This is a genomic window from Providencia sp. PROV119, from assembly GCF_028482435.1.
Taxonomy (GTDB): Bacteria; Pseudomonadota; Gammaproteobacteria; order Enterobacterales; family Enterobacteriaceae; genus Providencia; species Providencia stuartii.
The window spans coordinates 270,801-289,295 of sequence record NZ_JAMPQL010000003.1; the positions used below are offsets into that span (position 1 = coordinate 270,801).

18 protein-coding genes are annotated in these 18,495 nt (G+C 41.4%); 9 read left to right on the forward strand and 9 right to left on the reverse strand.

The features are described from left to right. Positions 1-98: 98 nt before the first annotated feature. Entirely contained in the window at positions 99-320 is a 222-nt protein-coding gene (locus PSF11_RS05930) for a hypothetical protein (RefSeq protein WP_223854892.1), read from the reverse strand. On the opposite strand from PSF11_RS05930, the gene PSF11_RS05935 reads away from it, so the two are divergent. The 3 genes from PSF11_RS05935 to PSF11_RS05945 all read left to right on the forward strand — a co-directional run bounded on the left by PSF11_RS05935 (position 232) and on the right by PSF11_RS05945 (position 2,218). Further along, a complete protein-coding gene (locus tag PSF11_RS05935) occupies positions 232-1,395 on the forward strand; it encodes a sugar transporter (protein ID WP_230494553.1) in 1,164 nt (387 codons plus the stop codon). The genes PSF11_RS05930 and PSF11_RS05935 overlap by 89 nt on opposite strands. 145 nt (positions 1,396-1,540) lie before the next feature. After that, a complete protein-coding gene (locus PSF11_RS05940) occupies positions 1,541-1,873 on the forward strand; it encodes an SMR family transporter (RefSeq protein ID WP_004920375.1) in 333 nt (110 codons plus the stop codon). A 36-nt stretch (positions 1,874-1,909) separates the two neighbouring features. Beyond that, positions 1,910-2,218 carry a DUF333 domain-containing protein gene (locus PSF11_RS05945; RefSeq protein WP_053109997.1) on the forward strand — a complete coding sequence of 103 codons (309 nt, stop codon included), beginning with the start codon at positions 1,910-1,912 and terminating at the stop codon, positions 2,216-2,218. 371 nt (positions 2,219-2,589) lie between these two features. On the opposite strand, the gene dsbB is transcribed toward PSF11_RS05945, so the two are convergent. Both dsbB and nhaB read right to left on the reverse strand, forming a co-directional pair. Beyond that, a complete protein-coding gene (dsbB, locus tag PSF11_RS05950; RefSeq protein ID WP_036940423.1) occupies positions 2,590-3,111 on the reverse strand; it encodes a disulfide bond formation protein DsbB in 522 nt (173 codons plus the stop codon). 239 nt (positions 3,112-3,350) lie between these two features. Continuing rightward, positions 3,351-4,898: a sodium/proton antiporter NhaB gene (gene nhaB, locus PSF11_RS05955; protein WP_072502295.1), complete on the reverse strand. Its 1,548-nt coding sequence runs from the start codon at positions 4,896-4,898 to the stop codon at positions 3,351-3,353. Between the two features lie 222 nt (positions 4,899-5,120). Between nhaB and fadR the strand changes: the two genes are divergently transcribed. The 4 genes from fadR to PSF11_RS05975 all read left to right on the forward strand — a co-directional run bounded on the left by fadR (position 5,121) and on the right by PSF11_RS05975 (position 10,266). Then, a complete protein-coding gene (gene fadR / locus PSF11_RS05960; RefSeq protein WP_004920358.1) occupies positions 5,121-5,837 on the forward strand; it encodes a fatty acid metabolism transcriptional regulator FadR in 717 nt (238 codons plus the stop codon). A 1,120-nt stretch (positions 5,838-6,957) separates the two neighbouring features. After that, the gene (locus tag PSF11_RS05965) at positions 6,958-8,259 is read left to right on the forward strand and encodes a D-amino acid dehydrogenase (protein WP_004920353.1); all 1,302 of its coding nucleotides are present in this window, start codon (positions 6,958-6,960) and stop codon (positions 8,257-8,259) included. Positions 8,260-8,306: 47 nt separating this feature from the next. Further along, complete coding sequence (alr, locus tag PSF11_RS05970; protein ID WP_004920349.1) at positions 8,307-9,377, forward strand: alanine racemase; 1,071 nt, start codon at positions 8,307-8,309, stop codon at positions 9,375-9,377. Between the two features lie 136 nt (positions 9,378-9,513). Next, positions 9,514-10,266 carry a MipA/OmpV family protein gene (locus PSF11_RS05975; protein WP_004920345.1) on the forward strand — a complete coding sequence of 251 codons (753 nt, stop codon included), beginning with the start codon at positions 9,514-9,516 and terminating at the stop codon, positions 10,264-10,266. A gap of 135 nt (positions 10,267-10,401) precedes the next feature. On the opposite strand, the gene PSF11_RS05980 is transcribed toward PSF11_RS05975, so the two are convergent. The 3 genes from PSF11_RS05980 to gapA all read right to left on the reverse strand — a co-directional run bounded on the left by PSF11_RS05980 (position 10,402) and on the right by gapA (position 13,273). Then, positions 10,402-11,019, reverse strand: a complete 618-nt coding sequence (locus PSF11_RS05980; protein WP_004920340.1) for a tetratricopeptide repeat protein — start codon at positions 11,017-11,019, stop codon at positions 10,402-10,404. 204 nt (positions 11,020-11,223) lie between these two features. Further along, positions 11,224-12,105 (reverse strand): D-hexose-6-phosphate mutarotase, encoded by an 882-nt coding sequence (locus PSF11_RS05985; protein WP_004920336.1) that lies wholly within the window; start codon positions 12,103-12,105, stop codon positions 11,224-11,226. 172 nt (positions 12,106-12,277) lie between these two features. Continuing rightward, on the reverse strand, positions 12,278-13,273 hold the full coding sequence (gene gapA / locus PSF11_RS05990; RefSeq protein ID WP_004920333.1) for a glyceraldehyde-3-phosphate dehydrogenase: 996 nt from the start codon (positions 13,271-13,273) through the stop codon (positions 12,278-12,280). 355 nt (positions 13,274-13,628) lie between these two features. Between gapA and msrB the strand changes: the two genes are divergently transcribed. Next, positions 13,629-14,042 (forward strand): peptide-methionine (R)-S-oxide reductase MsrB, encoded by a 414-nt coding sequence (msrB, locus tag PSF11_RS05995; RefSeq protein WP_004920330.1) that lies wholly within the window; start codon positions 13,629-13,631, stop codon positions 14,040-14,042. 115 nt (positions 14,043-14,157) lie between these two features. Continuing rightward, positions 14,158-14,463, forward strand: a complete 306-nt coding sequence (locus tag PSF11_RS06000; RefSeq protein WP_004920326.1) for a YeaC family protein — start codon at positions 14,158-14,160, stop codon at positions 14,461-14,463. 231 nt (positions 14,464-14,694) lie between these two features. Here the strand turns inward: PSF11_RS06000 and pncA are convergent, their stop codons facing one another. From pncA to sppA, 3 genes are all read right to left on the reverse strand, one after another. After that, positions 14,695-15,351, reverse strand: a complete 657-nt coding sequence (gene pncA / locus PSF11_RS06005; protein ID WP_042116629.1) for a bifunctional nicotinamidase/pyrazinamidase — start codon at positions 15,349-15,351, stop codon at positions 14,695-14,697. Further along, on the reverse strand, positions 15,338-16,357 hold the full coding sequence (gene ansA / locus PSF11_RS06010) for an asparaginase (protein WP_004920319.1): 1,020 nt from the start codon (positions 16,355-16,357) through the stop codon (positions 15,338-15,340). Before ansA ends, pncA begins: the two co-directional genes overlap by 14 nt. A 193-nt stretch (positions 16,358-16,550) precedes the next feature. Then, a complete protein-coding gene (sppA, locus tag PSF11_RS06015; RefSeq protein WP_004920315.1) occupies positions 16,551-18,419 on the reverse strand; it encodes a signal peptide peptidase SppA in 1,869 nt (622 codons plus the stop codon). Positions 18,420-18,495 lie beyond the last annotated feature (76 nt).

Here is an 18,495-nt window from a genome sequence, read left to right on the forward strand (position 1 = left end):
TTCTCGCATTGACTCACTTTAAATACCTGAGAAAAATGTGATACCATTCACATAAATTAGATTGCTTTTCAATCCTTGAAACGAAGCAATATCAAACCTCAGCTTAAATCCAATAACGTGGCTTCTATACCGATCAGCTTTTGATTGGGGGATGGGTTTTTGCTGATATCAACAAAGGCGCAAGCAAAGACAATGACACAGGTTTCTAGAAAAACAGCTTGGATCCGAGTTGTGGCACTAGCGGTCGCCGCATTTGTTTTCAATACCACCGAATTCGTTCCCGTTGCATTACTGAGTGATATTGCGGCGAGTTTTAACATGACAGTAGCCCATACCGGGTTGATGATCACCATTTATGCGTGGGTAGTGGCCATTATGTCATTGCCGCTGATGCTACTTACGAGCAAAATTGAACGGCGTAAGTTATTAGCATTACTATTTATTGTCTTTGTTTTAAGTCATATCCTTTCTGGTTTTGCATGGAATTTTGAAGTTTTGATTGTGGCGAGAGTAGGGGTTGCATTGTCGCATGCGATATTTTGGTCGATCACCGCCTCGTTAGCTATCCGCGTTGCACCTGCGGGTAAAAAGGCTCAAGCGTTAGGTTTATTAGCGACAGGTACTGCGTTAGCAACGGTGTTAGGTTTACCAATAGGGCGTGTTATTGGTCAGTTATTAGGGTGGCGTGTCACTTTCTTATGTATTGGTGCTATCGCATTATTAACCATGATTGCATTGATTCGCTTTTTACCTAAATTGCCGAGTGAGCATTCAGGTTCATTAAAAAGCTTGCCAGTACTTTTTAAACGCCAAGCGTTAGTCGGATTGTTTGTTCTGACGGTCGTGGTCGTCACAGCGCATTTTGCCGCCTACAGCTATATCGAACCTTTTGTTCGCGATATCGCGCTACAGAGCCAAAATTTTGCAACCCTATTATTGCTGATTTTTGGTGTGGCGGGGATTGCGGGAAGTATGATCTTTAGCCGTTATAGTGGTAAATATACACTATCATTTCTACCTGTGGCGATTGCTGTTTTGACGATATGTTTATTATTGTTAATGCCAATCAGTGGTCATGTAAGCTGGCTGGTTATCTTAAGCATATTCTGGGGGATCGCCATCATGTGCGTGGGCTTGGGTATGCAGGTGAAGGTGATTGATCTTGCACCGGATGCCACTGACCTTGCAATGGCAATCTATTCGGGGATCTTCAATATTGGTATCGGTGGTGGTGCTTTGCTCGGTAACCAAGTGATTGTGCATATGGGGATGGCAAGTATCGGTTATGTGGGGGCGATATTTGGCTTGATCTCATTAATTTGGTGTACTTTTATATTTAGACGCTATAGCGCGTCATTTCGCGAACAAGTTAAAACAGCGCCAATGGCACACTAAATAAACTACTTAACATGTTTAATCCCCCTGTAATAGTAATGATTCTATTGCAGGGCGTTTTTTTATATTTGGTCATTACAGCAATTGATAACTATGCTAAATTTCTTAGCATTTTGATAAAGTTAGATAATAAAAAGGTGACTTGATGAAGGGGCTAGGTTTTTTATTGATGTCTATAGTCGCAGAAGTGATTGCTACAACGACATTAAAGGCATCAGATGGTTTTAGTCGTTTTTGGCCATCGTTGATTGTCGTCATTGGGTATGCGGTCTCTTTTTGGGGATTATCCCAAGTGGTTAAATTGATCCCTTTAGGGATAGCTTATGCAATTTGGTCCGGTTTAGGCATTGTACTCGTTTCGGTCGCTGCAATATTTATTTATCAACAGAAACTCGATTTACCTGCAATTATTGGTATGCTATTAATCATAGTCGGTGTTTTGGTCATCAATCTGTTTTCTAAAAGCAGTGTTCACTGATTCAGGGAACAGAAACAGTTATGGATGGGGATTAGGATGAATCGAAAAAAAAGCAGTCTGCTTAAGGTTACTTTTTGGAATAGCCTATTCGTTGGTAGTCTGTTTGTTTTAGCAGGTTGTGGGAGTTCAGAAACCATAAATACGGCACATCATGTCGATCGCTCAGCTTCCCAATATGCGCAACAGGTGGTTAATTTAGGGCCTCAAGCGCAAGAAGCGTGTGTTTCTGCGGGTGGATTACCTTCATTAAACCTAGAATTGAATGGTGCCCAAACCGCCGTTTGTCAATTTGCTAATGGTAAACGTTGTGCCGCTGATGTCATACTTACAGGCAGTTGTATTTAGTTAAATTCCCTCAGATAAAAAGTCCATCACGCATCATGTTGGGCTTTTTTATATCAATTTTGTAGTTAACCCATTTGTTGAGTTTATTTCCACGTTTCGCTCCCTTGCTTTTCATTTAAATGATAAAGCGCACGCAATTATCTAAATAATGCGGGTAATTTCGGCTGTTATTTATTTAAAAATCGTTGGCAGTAGGTCGGCTATTTTTAGCTAGGGGGATGAATGCAGCGCATGAGTGGATAAAACAGAATGAGTTTTTATTTTTTAATCTAGATGCCATGATAAGAAGTGGCTCCCAATGGCATTCATCGGGAGCCATCGCATTAGCGCCTGCCAATGCGCTTTATAGGACGCGAATTGTACTATTTACGCTATGCTTTTTTGTGTGATGGAAAAAATTGGCTGATAGCGACAATGATAGCCACTAAAAGATAAGCTGCATAAATACCAATTAGCCATTGTGGCATATCTAACCCTAAGAAATCCCATTGCCTAACCGTACAGTCACCCGTTGCTTCAAAGACAGCAGGCGCCCATTTATCTAATGGTAACCACTCGGGGAAATTGACGAAGAAATCACATGATGCAAATGGTGAAGGGTTGAGTTGCAGCATGGTATGCTCCCAAGCAAGATCTAAACCGCGCCATGCAGCGTAGCCCCAAATAATGATGGCAACCCAACGTAAAGCGATTTTGCGTGGCGCTATTGCGCCAATTAACCCTGCAATCATAATGCCAAACAGTGCAACACGTTCATAGATGCACATGACACAAGGCTGCAATTTCATAATGTGCTGAAAATAGAGCGCTGCACATTCAAGCATAAACGCAATAAAGGCCATTAACAGCCAAGCGCCTCGTCCTTGTGAGCAGTAGTTAAAGAATCTGAACATACTTTACTTCCCTAAATTAATGGTACGCACATTTTGCCCCTATTGGTAAGACAAAAAAAGGTGCCAGAGAATAATTATGCGATTTTAAATAAGCCTTTACCTAACATTACAAACTAAACCATTTTATTTGTAATTTCAAATAAGGAGTAATGCCGAATTAGGGGGATAGAGTAAACAAAAGCTACTCCATCTGACGATGTGAGTAGCTTTGAATATAGGTGAGTTGGTGGTGATTAAACTTAAGGTAGGCTAATCCAACCTAAGCTTTCTAACCAGTGTGTGACAGGTATTAACCAAAACTCAACACCGATTAACCCAACCACAGTCATGACGACGGTATAAGGTAAAGCCATCCATACCATGCGGCCATAGGAGAGGCGAATTAATGGCGATAATGCAGACGTCAGCAGGAATAGGAAAGCCGCTTGCCCATTTGGCGTGGCAACCGACGGAAGGTTGGTTCCCGTATTAATGGCAACGGCGAGTAACTCGTACTGATGGTGTGAAATTAGCCCTTCACTTGATGCCTTTAATGCCTCGGTAATATAGACAGTACCGACGAAGACGTTATCTGAAACAGCGGAAAGAAGACCGTTGAATAGATAGAACAAGGAGAGTTGTGATGATTCAGACGATTGCAATACAAATTGAATAAATGGTGTAAATAGCTGCTGGTCGATGATCACCGCTACGACGGAGAAAAAGACGGTCAGTAGTGCGGTAAAGGGCAATGCTTCCTCAAACGCCTTACCTAAGGCATGCTCTTCTGTAATGCCACAGAAGGCGGTGGTTAATACGATGACGGATAAACCGATAAGCCCGACCTCAGCGAGGTGGAAGGCAAGGGCGACGATTAACCAAATACCAATCAAGCCTTGCACAATAAGTTGTGCTTTCTCTTTTTGGGTACGTTTAGTGCTATTTTTTTGGTCATGATCAGTCAGGACTTGGCGAACGGTTGCAGGTAATTCCGCCCCATATCCAAATAATTTAAATTTTTCGACCAAAAAACACACAATTAAACCACACGCAAAAACAGGTAATGTAATGGGGGCCGTACGTATAAAGAAAGTCACGAAATCCCAATCGACATGCTTAGCAATAATCAGGTTTTGGGGTTCACCAACCATCGTCATGACTCCCCCTAATGCTGTACCGATACCGGCATGCATCATGAGGCTGCGCAAGAAAGCTCTAAATTGCTCAAGTGTTTGTTTCTTCTCAGCCGTATCGATATAACTGTCATTTTGTAGATCAGTATTGCTGTGTTGGCTAGAAGCGTATTGATGATAGATAGAATAGAAACCGATGGAGACGCTAATCACAACGGCGATAACAGTGAGTGCATCTAAAAAAGCAGATAAGAAGGCACTTGCTAAGCAGAAAGCTAATGACAACGTACGTTTAGAACGAACATTCAGTAACAGTTTGGTGAAGACGAACAACAACAGTTGTTTCATAAAATAGATACCGGCGACCATAAAGATCAGCAGCAGTATGACTTCCAAATTGTTACTGATCTCATGAGAGATCTGTTTTGGGGTTGTCATGCCAATGATGACGGCTTCAATGGCTAAAAGCCCACCGGGTTGCAGTGGATAGCATTTGAGTGCCATGGCGAGGGTAAAGATAAATTCTACTACAAGTAACCACCCGGCGATGAACGGGCTGACAAAATAAAATACCAGTGGATTGATAATTAGAAATATTATTATTGCGAGCTTATACCAATCTGGAGAATTCCCTAGAAAATTTTTTAAAAAAGCTCTTTTTACACTAAAATCCATTATGAATTGTTTTCCTCTTACTTGATGTATTGTACAGTAAATTCACATACTACTCTTATCTTTTACATAAATTAAGTCTGATCAGTAATAGATAATATATTCATTATATGGGAGTTTATGATTGGTTTTGTTGTTTATGTGGGGGTCTAACTATCTCAATTTACGACAATCTGGTATGATTTCTATAATAATCCGTCTGAAAATGTTTGGAATAATAAAAATATGGTCATAAAAGCTCAAAGTCCTGCAGGGTTTGCGGAAGAGTATATTATTGAGAGCATCTGGAACAATCGCTTTCCACCAGGGTCGATTTTACCTGCTGAACGGGAACTCTCGGAGTTAATTGGTGTAACACGTACGACGCTTCGTGAAGTATTACAGCGTTTAGCGCGTGATGGTTGGTTGACGATACAACATGGCAAACCAACCAAAGTGAACAATTATTGGGAGACTTCAGGCCTGAATATTCTTGAGACCTTAGCAAGGTTAGATCATGACCGTGTGCCACAACTGATTGATAATTTGCTAGCGGTGAGAACCAATATCGCTGCTATTTTTATCCGTACTGCTTTTCGTCAAAACCCTGAAAAATCATTGGAAGTTTTGTCTGAGCGTGAGAAGGTCGAAGATAACGCAGATGCGTTTAGTGCCTTAGATTACAATATATTCCGCGGGTTGGCTTTCGCGTCGGGTAACCCTATTTATGGCTTGATTATTAATGGCTTAAAAGGGCTTTATACCCGTGTTGGTCGTTACTATTTCTCTAACCCGGAAGCACGACGCCTTGCGCTCAATTTCTATCAACAATTGTCAAACTTATGCCGCGAACAAGCGTACGATCGTATTATGGAATCCGTTAGAAATTACGGTAAAGAAAGTGGTACGATTTGGCATAGTATGCAAGGGAATATGCCTAACGACCTCGCAAATGCGCGCTAACCATTCCGCGCATCCTAATTTTAACTCACGTTACTGTATGATGTCTGAAGCCAGTTTGGTGCTATTAACCAACTGGCCTTCTGGCTGTCAGAAAACCAGAAATTGCAAGTGACTTGGTCAGCTACTGAATATTGCCTGACGCTTTTTTGGGTGCACATGATATGGGGTATTCAATATTGAGAGCAATATTTTCTGCTTGAGTGATCATTTTGGGTGATTGTGGCTTTATATCAGGATAATAACATTGAAATAGTACTTTGCTATGGATTGTTTCGACAGCCTCACATTCAGTATGGCAAGTGAGCAGAGGGCGAATGCTAAAACAAACTTTCCCCTCGTGCTCCACTTTAAAATGTTTAAATGATATGCAATCTGAATCTGCTACACTGCGATTGGTCATTAAACAGGACATTACGATTAAAATAAGAAATGGTCGTTTTTTTATCATGCTCCCTCCGTCAGATTTTATTAATTGATTGCTGACTTTAGCAGCTAATTTCACGTGGTAACATTTTGATTTATAGTAATAATTAACGTTTATTAACGTTCGTTTCTATATTGTTTTATACATTGTGGATTCAATAAGATAGAGAAAGAGGCGTTTTCAGCAGACTGAGACCCAGAAGGCTTATACTTTGTAAATCTGATTCATCCAATACGAGAAAAGAGCAAAAACCATTTTTGCGATAAAAATGGGTAATTGTTTTTGTGCTTGAAATCACTAAATTATCTACAATTCTGAAATAAAAAAATCAACAAGACTATAATTCATCTTAAGGTAAATTTGTGAATTTATTTTCTATGTTATTGCATGGAAATAACATATATTAAAAAACAGGTCATCAAAATAATATACCAACAAGATAGTATAAAACTCTAAATTAACGTATGGAAAAATAATTCAATCGAAATTAATTTTCTATTAATTGGCTGTTTTTATTCTGTTTTTAACTATTCAATTAGAAATGAGCACTAGCATTTAAATCTGAGGTGTAAAGTAATTGTAACTGTTTTTGAATTAATTGTCTGAATTGTTAAAAGTGTTAATTAACCATATTGGAAAATGAATACTAGAATATTATTCTAATGAAAATATTCGTGCTAAGCAGCAGGGGGAGTGATGAAAGTTTTGGTCTTAGGTGCGGGGGTCATCGGTGTTACTACAGCTTGGTATTTAGCACAAGAAGGGCATGAAGTGACCGTATTAGATAGGCAAATGGATGTTGCTGAAGAGACGAGTGCGGGTAATGCTGGACAAATTTCCCCGGGCTATGCGACTCCATGGGGTGCCCCAGGGATCCCATTAAAAGCGGTTAAATGGATGTTCGAAAAGCACGCTCCATTAGCCATCAGGCCTGACGGCACATTATTCCAATTACGTTGGATGTGGCAAATGCTTAAAAATTGCGATATTCAACATTATGCGATGAATAAGAGCCGTATGGTGCGGATAGCGGAGTATAGCCGTGATTGTATTCGCCAATTACGTGCAGATACAGGGATTAGTTATGAAGGCCGTCAAGGTGGAACATTGCAACTGTTTAGGACCGAAAAGCAGTTTGATAATGCCGCCAATGATATCGCTGTCTTACAGAAAGAAGGCGTACCATACGAGCTGTTGACCGCCAATGAGTTAGCGAAAGCGGAGCCTGCGCTTGAATATGTGAAGGATAAATTGACGGGGGGCTTACGTTTACCTAATGACGAAACGGGTGATTGCCAACAATTTACTAAGAAACTGGCGAAAATGGCCCAAGATGCGGGGGTTAAATTCCAGTTTGGTCGTCATGTTGAACAGATCCTGACGGATGGCAATAAAGTGAGTGGTATTCGTTGTGATGGTGAAATATTACAAGCGGATCGCTATGTAGTTGCGATGGGCTCATATTCCACATCATTACTGCATAATTTAGTGAAAATACCCGTTTATCCATTAAAAGGGTATTCATTAACAATGCCAATTATTAATGCTGAGCGCGCACCGACATCAACAGTTTTGGATGAAACTTATAAGATCGCAGTAACGCGCTTTGATGACCGCATTCGTGTTGGGGGCATGGCAGAAGTGGTTGGCTTTAATTTGGATGTGCTGAAAAAACGCTGCGAAACATTGAAGATGGTAGTACAAGATCTCTATCAAGGTGGCGGTGATATTTCTCAAGCGACGTTTTGGACGGGGCTTAGGCCTATGACGCCAGATGGAACGCCGATAGTCGGCCCAACGGCTTATAGCAATTTATATTTAAATACGGGGCATGGAACGCTAGGTTGGACGATGGCATGTGGTTCAGGTAAGTTATTAGCTGATCTTATTTCAGGGAATAAGCCTGACATTGCATCCGACGATTTATCGGTATTTAGATATATTGATGGCTTTAATACAAAATTAACCCATAGTGGTGATTTATCGCCTGCGCGTTGAGCAATTGGCTGAAAAATATTCGGATAGTATAAAAAGAAGGAAGAGATATGCCTCGCCCAATCAGTGCGGTAATTCATCTGCAAAATTTTACTCATAATTTGTCCGTAGTTCGTCAGCACGTTGGGCATGCAAAAATATGGTCTGTCATGAAGGCAGACGCTTATGGTCACAGTATTAAACATGTGTGGAAAGCACTGGCGGCATCGGATGGCTTCGCGATTTTAGATCTAAATGAAGCCATTTTATTGCGTGAACAAGGTTGGAAGGGGCCTATTTTGTTATTGGAGGGCTTTTTCCAGCCTGATGATTTAAAAGTCATAGATCAATACCAATTGACTACGGCGGTGCACAGTTATTGGCAATTGGATGCGATTGAAAATAGGCACTTTCAAAATCCCATCTCCGTGTATGTCAAACTAAATAGCGGAATGAATCGCTTAGGTTTTGAGCCGCCGGAATATGCTCAAGTGGTGCATAGATTGTCTGCAATGGAAAATGTAGAGACGGTCACCTTAATGACACATTTTGCGAATTCGGATTTATCGACAGGCACAGATAAACCTCATGCGATAATTAAACAGTTTATCGATGGTCAGTTTCCTGTCTGTATTGCCAATTCAGGGGCGACGTTATGGCACCCAAAGACCCATTATGATTGGGTTCGCTCTGGTGTGATCTTATATGGCGCATCGCCAAGTGGTCGTTGGCAAGACATTGCGGATAAAGATTTACGTGCGACAATGACATTGCAATCACAAATTATTGCAACACATGAGATTGCGGCTGGGGAATCTATTGGTTATGGCAGTAAATTTACAGCACCTTACCCAATGAAGATAGCCACGGTCGCCTGTGGTTATGCGGATGGCTATCCACGTCATGCGCCAACAGGCACCCCCATTTGGTTAAATGGAACGCGTTGTCCTCTATTAGGAACTGTTTCAATGGATATGCTAACAATAGATGTTAGCGAATGCCCAACTGCTAAGATTGGTGATCGCGTTGAGCTATGGGGTAAAAACTTACCGATAGACGACGTTGCTCAGGCGGCAGGCACTATTGGTTATGAACTGATGTGCGCGTTGGCGAAAAGAGTACCAGTCGTATATGAAAATTAGAATGATTGTGTAAACAGTATTAGACATAGTTATAAATTTAACTAAAAATGTGATCAGTCGTGGGAGTGTTTTGGCTAAAGAGCACATCAAGGTATGATGCGCACTATTGTTCAATCTTCTAATATTTCAGGTTAATATGCGTAAAACAATCAAATTAACATCACTTGCTGTCGCATTAGGTTTATTATCCTCCGCAGCTATGGCTGGAACTTGGTCTGTAGGGGGTTCGGTTTTGGCGCAATCAACACCTTATAAAGGTATAAAATCGAAAGACTATGTTACGCCAGTACCGATTGTTAACTATGAAGGTGAAAACTTCTATTTTCGTACGTTAGCAGTAGGTTACTACTTGTGGAATGACCAAGAGGATCAACTTTCGCTTGATGCTTATTATTACCCTCAATTCTTCAAACCGAAAGATAACGACGACCGTGATATGCGTGAGCTTGATCGTCGCCGCGATACGGTAATGGGGGGCTTGACGTACAAACACAAAGCCGATTGGGGAACAATCCGTACCGTTGCGTCGGGGGATATGTTAGGGATCAGTAATGGTTTGCGTGCAGAAGTTGCTTACCTTTATGGTTTCTATGGCGACAATTGGTCGTTAGTTCCAGGTGTAGGTATCAAGTGGGATAGCAAAAATCAAAACCGCTATGAGTATGGTGTCTCTTCAAAAGAGTCGCGTAATAGTGGTTTAGCTCGCTATCGTCCGGGTGATAGCTGGACTCCATATGTTGAATTATCAGGTAACTATAAGTTCAATGATAATTGGAGTGCCTTTGCAATGGGGCGTATTGACCGTCTGCCAAATGAAGTGAAAGATAGTCCAATGGTTAATAAATCAGTTTCTGCAATTGTTTGGAGTGGGGTAACTTATACCTTCTAATTGCTAACCACGACTTGACAAAAAATCCCAAAATGCGCTTTGTGCTTTTGGGATTTTTTATTGGTATTTGAACAGGGCACGAATAGTTGCTGACATGGTTGATTATGGCGAATTTGCTGGTGGTAGATGGCTATTTTAGTCAGGATCTTTATAAATATCGCAAGGATAATCGGGGAGGTAGGATAAGACGTGAGCGATCTTGGCTTTTGCAAAATACTCATAAGCTTTTGCATAATCTTTGGTAACCCCCATGCCATTTTCGTACATTCGGCCTAAATAGAGATAGGCATCTTCGTTATGTTGTGCAGCCGCTTTATGATACAGCTCTAGAGCTATTGTATAATTTTGACCAATTGCATGACCATGTTGATACATGAAACCAAGCATAGCCTGAGCATCGGGAATCCCATTATCAGCCGCTTTTTTAATCCAAGCAAACGCTTTAAACCAATCTGTATCAACAACTTTTCCTTCATAATAGTGCAGTCCTAAAACATACTGTGATTTAGCACAACCTTGTTCTGCTGACATCTTTATCCAGCGATAAGTTTCTTCAGGTTGCCTTAGATACCGTGTGTTCCATGACGCGACGCTAAATTGTGCTTCGGCATCACCATTAACCGCATCTTCGCATACCTGTTTTGGCATATCTCTCATCCAACTATTACTATATTTTTTATATAAGTCGTCACAGTAGTTGGCAGAGACGGCAATAGGGGCAGACAATAATAATAACAAGGTGTACTTATTCATTGAGTTCATTTTTTAGTGGGATAGAAATCAATACTTATCTTAAATTTAATTATTGATGCTTTACAATGTGTAGACGGTTTTTTATATCACGTACTATTTCGTTGGAGAGAAAAGGTATATGAAGAAGTGCTGCTTGCGCCATCCTTAGTGACGTAACAGCATGATGAGGCGAGAAAAGAGCCCGCCTCATCGCGGAGGTCACTATCAGTCTTGTGGCTTATTATCGCGTGTCATCATAACGAGAGAAAGGCGAGCGGGGTGCTGATTTTCACTTTTCATCGGTTGATTAATGCGCGCCGTTTCAACACAAACCATCTGTTTGTAGCCATTGTTTGGCATATCTTGCATGCTACATGACAATTCAGCCCATGGGTTCCAACATACAACGTCAGAGTTATGGTAATGGTGTATTTCAATGGTTCGTGACCAGCTATCATCACGGATCAAACTATATTCCTCTGGCTCAGAGTAAATTCTGTCGGTATGGCTATTAATTTTTAGCGGCTTATCTTCATAAACTTCACGGTCACTGACTTTATCAAAGTAGTGGCCACCTAAACCGTATACCGTGGTTTTTTGGATATCACCAATATTGAGGTAAGTGTGCATTGCGGCTGTGGTTTCAAAATCACCATAGCTTTCTAATTCTAACTCACAGGTCTCACCGAGTTTCATTCGCAATATCAATGTAAACTCATGCGGCCATAGTTTGCGTGTATATTCGTTATCTGTCAGAGTGAAGGTGAGGATCACGCCATCTTCATGTTCATTATGTGCAGTAAATTGCCACGGTAAAATGCGGGCGAAACCATGACTTGGGCTACCCGCGGGGCCAAACCAAGGCCAGCAAATAGGGATACCCCCACGAATGGCTGTACCTGCTTTGAAAGCACTTTCACTGCTTAGCCAGATGCACGGTTTTTGACCACAAGGTTGCCAATCGATTAATTGTGCACCTTGAATACTAACGGCACCACGCACTTTAGGATGCGAAACAATAATTAAGGGTAATTCACCCAATTGGCGTTGGCTAATGTAGGCTGAAAGTTGCTTAATCACCGGTAAAGCAAAGAGTTTATCGTGCATAATTATTTGCCTGTGAATAGAGAAACAGTGAATACAAATAGGTTAGCAGAACTTAGGAAAACCGTCATTCACTCTAAGAGGTAAGTGAGGGGCTCCTGACAATTTAGGAGCGAATAAAAGCAAAAGAGCCGCCTAAAGGCGGCTCAAATTAACCATAAAACGCTAATAACTCTTATTTAGAGATGTGAGCGATCAGGTCTAGAACTTTGTTTGAATAACCTGTTTCGTTGTCATACCAAGAAACCAGTTTTACAAAGTTGTCGTTCAGTGCGATACCTGCTTTAGCATCGAATACTGAAGTCAGTTTTTCACCGTTGAAGTCAGTTGATACAACGTCATCTTCAGTGTAACCCAGAACACCTTTCAGCTCGCCCGCAGCCGCTTCTTTGATAGCGTCACAGATTTGAGCGTAAGTGGCTGGTTTTTCCATACGTACAGTTAAGTCAACAACTGAAACGTTTGGAGTAGGAACACGGAAAGACATACCAGTCAGTTTGCCATTCAACTCAGGAATAACTTTACCTACCGCTTTAGCAGCACCAGTTGAAGATGGGATGATGTTTTGAGAAGCACCACGACCACCACGCCAGTCTTTGTGAGAAGGACCATCAACAGTTTTTTGAGTTGCTGTTGTTGCGTGAACAGTCGTCATCAGACCTTCGATAATGCCGAATTTGTCATTGATAACTTTAGCCAGAGGTGCCAAGCAGTTAGTTGTACAAGAAGCGTTAGAAACGATTTCTTGACCTGCATAGCTCTTATGGTTAACACCCATAACGAACATTGGCGTGTCGTCTTTTGAAGGGCCAGTCAGAACAACTTTTTTCGCGCCTGCTTGGATGTGTTTACGTGCAGTTTCATCAGTTAAGAAGATACCTGTTGCTTCTGCAACAACGTCAACACCAACTTCGTTCCACTTCAGGTTTGCAGGATCTTTCTCTGCAGTGACGCGAATTTTTTTGCCATTTACAACTAGGTGACCATCTTTAACTTCAACAGTACCGTTGAAACGACCGTGAGTAGAGTCATATTTCAGCATGTATGCCATATAGTCTGCATCGAGCAGGTCGTTGATAGCAACGATTTCGATATCAGAACGCTCTTGTGCAGCACGGAAAACGATACGGCCAATACGACCAAAACCATTAATACCTACTTTGATAGTCATAGTATTTCCACCAGCTATTTATTCGTGAATTAAGTTGTAGTTAAAGTTACCAAAACCTTGCCAGCCGTCAAGCGGAATCGTGTCAATTATTGAAAAAAATCAAAACAACTCGCACTAATTGCTTACTTGTCAGCCACTTTAGAGGCAAATACATCCGCACGTATTATCGGGATTGTGCGGGATAATGAAACCTGCTATCAGTGATATATGTGAAACTCGTCACAAATCAAAACACAAAGCACTATGTTAATTAGTTTAGAATATCTTTATAAAACGTGTTGTTAATTTTTTGTTGCACCAAATGGGGGTATTCTTAGCTTAATACCACTCAGTTATTTCAATATTTGGGTTTGATATGACAGATAAAAGTAAGCAACCGATTGATATCTCGGAGCTAAATGATATTCAGCAATATGTCACTCAGCAGGCAGGGACCGAGCGTCCGTTCACTGGTGTGTTATTGCATAATCGTAAAGATGGGGTGTATGAATGCCTGTGTTGTGGTACACCACTTTTTCTATCAGACACTAAATTTGATGCAGGGTGCGGGTGGCCGAGTTTTTATCAACCAATGACTGAAGATGCGATTAAGTATATCGAAGATTTCTCCCATGGAATGCATCGGATTGAAGTGCGTTGTCAAAATTGTAATGCCCACTTAGGACATGTGTTTCCTGATGGTCCACAACCAACGGGGCAACGTTACTGCATTAATTCAGCATCATTAAGTTTTATCGATGAGAAAACTGGCGAAAAGACCCGTGGATAGGGTGCTGAAGCTAGCTGACGCTGAAAACTAAATTAAGCAATATCGATTCAGCTAAGTTGAAATAGATAATATGTCAAATGAACTACTAACTGGGTCTCTTTGAAGGAGTTGTGAAGTGAGTGTAAATTTAGAGCCAGAGCAATTAGAGCAACTGTTATCAGTGATGACCCCTGAAATTTATCAGCGTTTGGTGACAGCCGTTGAATTAGGAAAATGGCCTGATGGTGTCGCATTAACCCCTGAGCAAAAAGAGCATAGCTTACAGATGGTGATGTTATGGCAGTCTCGTCATAATCATGATCCTGAACATATGACCATTGGTACGGATGGGCAGATCACGATGAAAAGTAAGCAGGAACTTAAATCGATGTTTCAAGGGGAAATGTTGGCAACCTTGAAGCCACAAAATAAAGACGAATAATCGCAATTAGAGGCAGGCGACAGGCGAAATAACACGCTAGGCATACAGAAAAACGAAATGAACAGTGTGCCTTGTCGCCGTGGTTGAAAATGGCGCAATCAGCGTTGATAAAACATGGATATGGGGGAGAGGTACTCGCGTGTGCTTTTTATTCAATCTATGTCAAACAACCAATAGTGTTAGCGACTAGCCAATACCTTGCCTTAAAAGGGCAAGGTACGTCGTTGTTAATTATTGCAGAGAATCGGTGGTGAGTAGGGTCGCCCCTTTTTGTGACATCTCGGCTAATGCGAGTTCACTATCCATTGCGGATAAATTTACGCCTCGGCAACCATCGGTAAGTACATCAACGTTATATCCCAGCTTTAACGCATCAAGTACCGTGAATTTGACACAATAATCGGTCGCTATCCCCATAATGAATAATTGGGTAATTTGTTGCTCTTGTAACCAAGCGTGTAATCGCGTCTGGCTTACTTTATCATTGTCGAAAAAAGCACTGTAGCTGTCTACTTGCGGATTTTCACCCTTCGTAAAAACTTCACAAATGGCATCTTGGTTGAGTTCCGGATGAAACTCAGCGCCAACTTCCCCTTGAACGCAATGAACGGGCCACCACACTTGGGGAATGCCATTAAGCGTACCAATGTCACCAACTTGTGTTCCTGAATTAACAGCAAAGCTCAGGTGATTAGCGGGGTGCCAGTCTTGACTAGCGATAATCGGAATATTTTGTCGTTGGCATAACTCTATCGCCTTATTCGCTGTTTTTATTACCGTTTCACTATCGGCGACAGCAAGGGCACCACCTGTACAAAAATCATTTTGTAGATCAACTAACAGTAAAGCGGATTTAACTAAATCCTCATTTGGCTTATTCATCGGCATAGCTGAGTTCACCTCTAAGATTATGTTGCATTAATTCCCGAACATGTGCCGGTGTATATTCTTGACTAAGTAAGTAATGTAACTTACTCAATGCAGCTTCAAATGTCATATCAAATCCACTGATAACGCCTGCCTCGGCAAGTGCATGTCCTGTCGCATAGCCTTCCATATTGACTCGACCTGAAATGCACTGTGTCAGATTTACCACAATAATGCCTCGGTTTGTAGCATCATGGAGAATTTTCAGTAATTCAGGGCGTTGTGGGGCATTTCCGACACCATAGGAGCGTAAAATCAGAGCTTTTACAGGTTGTTGGAGTATGTTACGTACAATTTCAATAGACAGTCCGGGATAGAGCATAACGACACCAATCGGTTGTGGTGTGATCCGGTGGCAGATTAATGGGCCAACACCGATTGGGGCTGGGCAGGTATTAAAAGTACGAATATGAATACCTGCTTCCATTAATGGTGGACAGTTGGGGGAAGTGAACGCATCGAAACCATCGGCATGCGATTTTACGGTGCGGTTTCCTCGATACAGTTTATTGTTAAAGAACAAACCGACCTCATTAATGGGGTAATTCGCAGCGAGATATAAGGCATTAAGTAGATTAGTTTGGCCGTCTGAACGCAATGCCTCTAAGGGAATTTGTGACCCTGTCACAATTACAGGCTTACGTAGGTTCTCTAGCATAAATGATAATGCTGATGCCGTATAAGCCATTGTGTCAGTGCCATGTAAGATAACAAAGCCATCATACAGCGCATAGTTTTCACTGATATCATCGGCAATGATTTGCCAATCTTCTGGCGTAATATCAGAGGAGTCGATTAAAGGCTGGTGTTCTTTGATGGTAAACTCAGGCATTTCAGGGCGATGGAACTCGGGCATTTTAGCTAATTGGGCCTGAAGGTGCCCTGAAACTGGAATATAACCTTGTGGGGAGTGGCGCATACCAATGGTTCCGCCAGTATACACAACATAAATCGATTTCTTCTGCATTGAGTTACCTAATGTTCGACGAATAGCATGAATAACAATATAAGCAGCTATTACTATCCTTTGTTTTATATGAAGATATAACAATTTTGACTCATTTAATTATTGTTATCTACTGTTTAAGTGGGATCTGCGAGAGGAGAGGCAAGATAAATAGAGGGATCCCCTTTAGGTGTGCTAAAGGGGATCAGGGAAGTTAGTTAATTTCGGCGCAATTTAAACAGAATGCGTAACGATTTTGAGGATCGTTCATTTTTAAGAAGAATTGTGCCTGTTGACGAATGTCGGTAGCAACAGCTTCTGGTAAGAAGACCTGTAGAATGTCAGGCATCACTGCTTGGGCAGTGCTACTGAGTTCTAAAATTAACTGATCCATAAATGACAACTCAGGTTGCATCCAATCTAATGAGACGTCATTGAGTTTGGCTAATTCAGCCGCTTTAGTCACGGCATCATCGAAATCTCCTAATTGGTCGACTAAGCCAATTTTTTTCGCGTCACTGCCAATCCAAACACGGCCTTGGGCGATTTTATCAATTTCTTCTGGCGTTTTATTACGTGACTTCGCGACTAAACCTATAAAAGTTTTATAACCATTTTCGATAGTAATTTGCATCATATCGGAAAATTCAGGGCTAATTCCTTTGGTTGCAGAGATATCGGCAAGTGGGGTGGTTGATACACCGTCAGTATACACTCCGACAGAATCTAAGGCATTTTCAAAGGTATTGATTACGCCAAAGATGCCTATCGAACCCGTAATCGTATTCGGGCTTGCCACAATATAGTTCGCAGGGGTTGAAACCCAATAGCCGCCAGATGCAGCCATGCCGCCCATTGAAACGACGACGGGTTTACCCGCAGCACGTGCAGACGCGAGTTCGTTGCGGATAAGATCAGAAGCCGTTACGCTACCACCAGGGCTATTAACGCGTAAGATGATTGCTTTAATATTTTCGTTCAAACGGGCTTCGCGAATTTGTGAGCTAATTAAATCACCACTTGCAATACCCGGAGATTGAGGGCCATCCATGATAGCGCCCTGAACGATGATAACGGCAATATTACCCGCTGTGGCTGATGTTTCAGAGCCAGTTGTGCTGGTCAGCTTACCTGAATAATCATAAATACTGATGTAATTGAAATGCTTCTCTTGTTTATTCCAGCCAAATTGATTTTTAAGCACATTTTCTGCTTGCTCACGCGTATAAATCTTATCAACTAATTTTTGATTTAATGCGTATTTTGCGTTATCACCACCGGAGGCACGTAACTTACTAAGTAACACATCTGCCCCAGGGAAGATACCTTTCGCAGTGGTTTGGCGGTTTTTGGCTAGTGTATCAAGATAGTTATTCCATAACGCATCTAGCCACTGTTTAGTCGCTTGGCGTGCTTCTGGTGACATATTGTCTCGCATTAGCGGTTCAACAGCAGATTTATAAGTCCCCACACGGAAAATATGGCTACTGACTTTTAATTTTTCTAACAAGGATTTGTAGTAAAGGGTGTTTGTTGAAAAGCCTTGGATCCCCACCATACCTTGAGGGGATAGAAAAATATGATCAGCGTAACTGGCTAAATAATATTGAGACTGACTAAAACTATCGCCAACAGCATAGATAGGTTTTCCAGACTCTTTGAATTCAGTAATCGCTTTCCCGATAAAGTTTAGGGAAGGCTGATCTGCACTAACGAGGTTATCTAAACGTAATACCATGCCAGTAATACGATCATCGGTTGCTGCACTACGAATGGTATCGACAATGTCAAATAGTGAGTTTTCTTGCATGCGGTTGTTAGGGGTTCCCAATAACTCACGACTCATGCGGCCAAAAGGATCGGGGGTTGAGACCTGATCAACGACAATACCCTGTAAGTCAACATAAAGTGCACCAAAATAGTTCTGGTCAGGTTTAGAATCGGATTGATATAGCGCTATCGAACCAATAACTAAAAAACACAATATAAGAAAAATAGTGTTGAAAACCAATTCCCGAATAAAATTTAGTATTCGCCAACTGAATTTAAATACAGTGGCGATGATTTTCCATGTTTGACGCATAATTTCTCCGACACACGAATTTGCACTTGTTATCTTAACGAAATAAAAACAGTTGTCTGCAAATGAATAATATTTT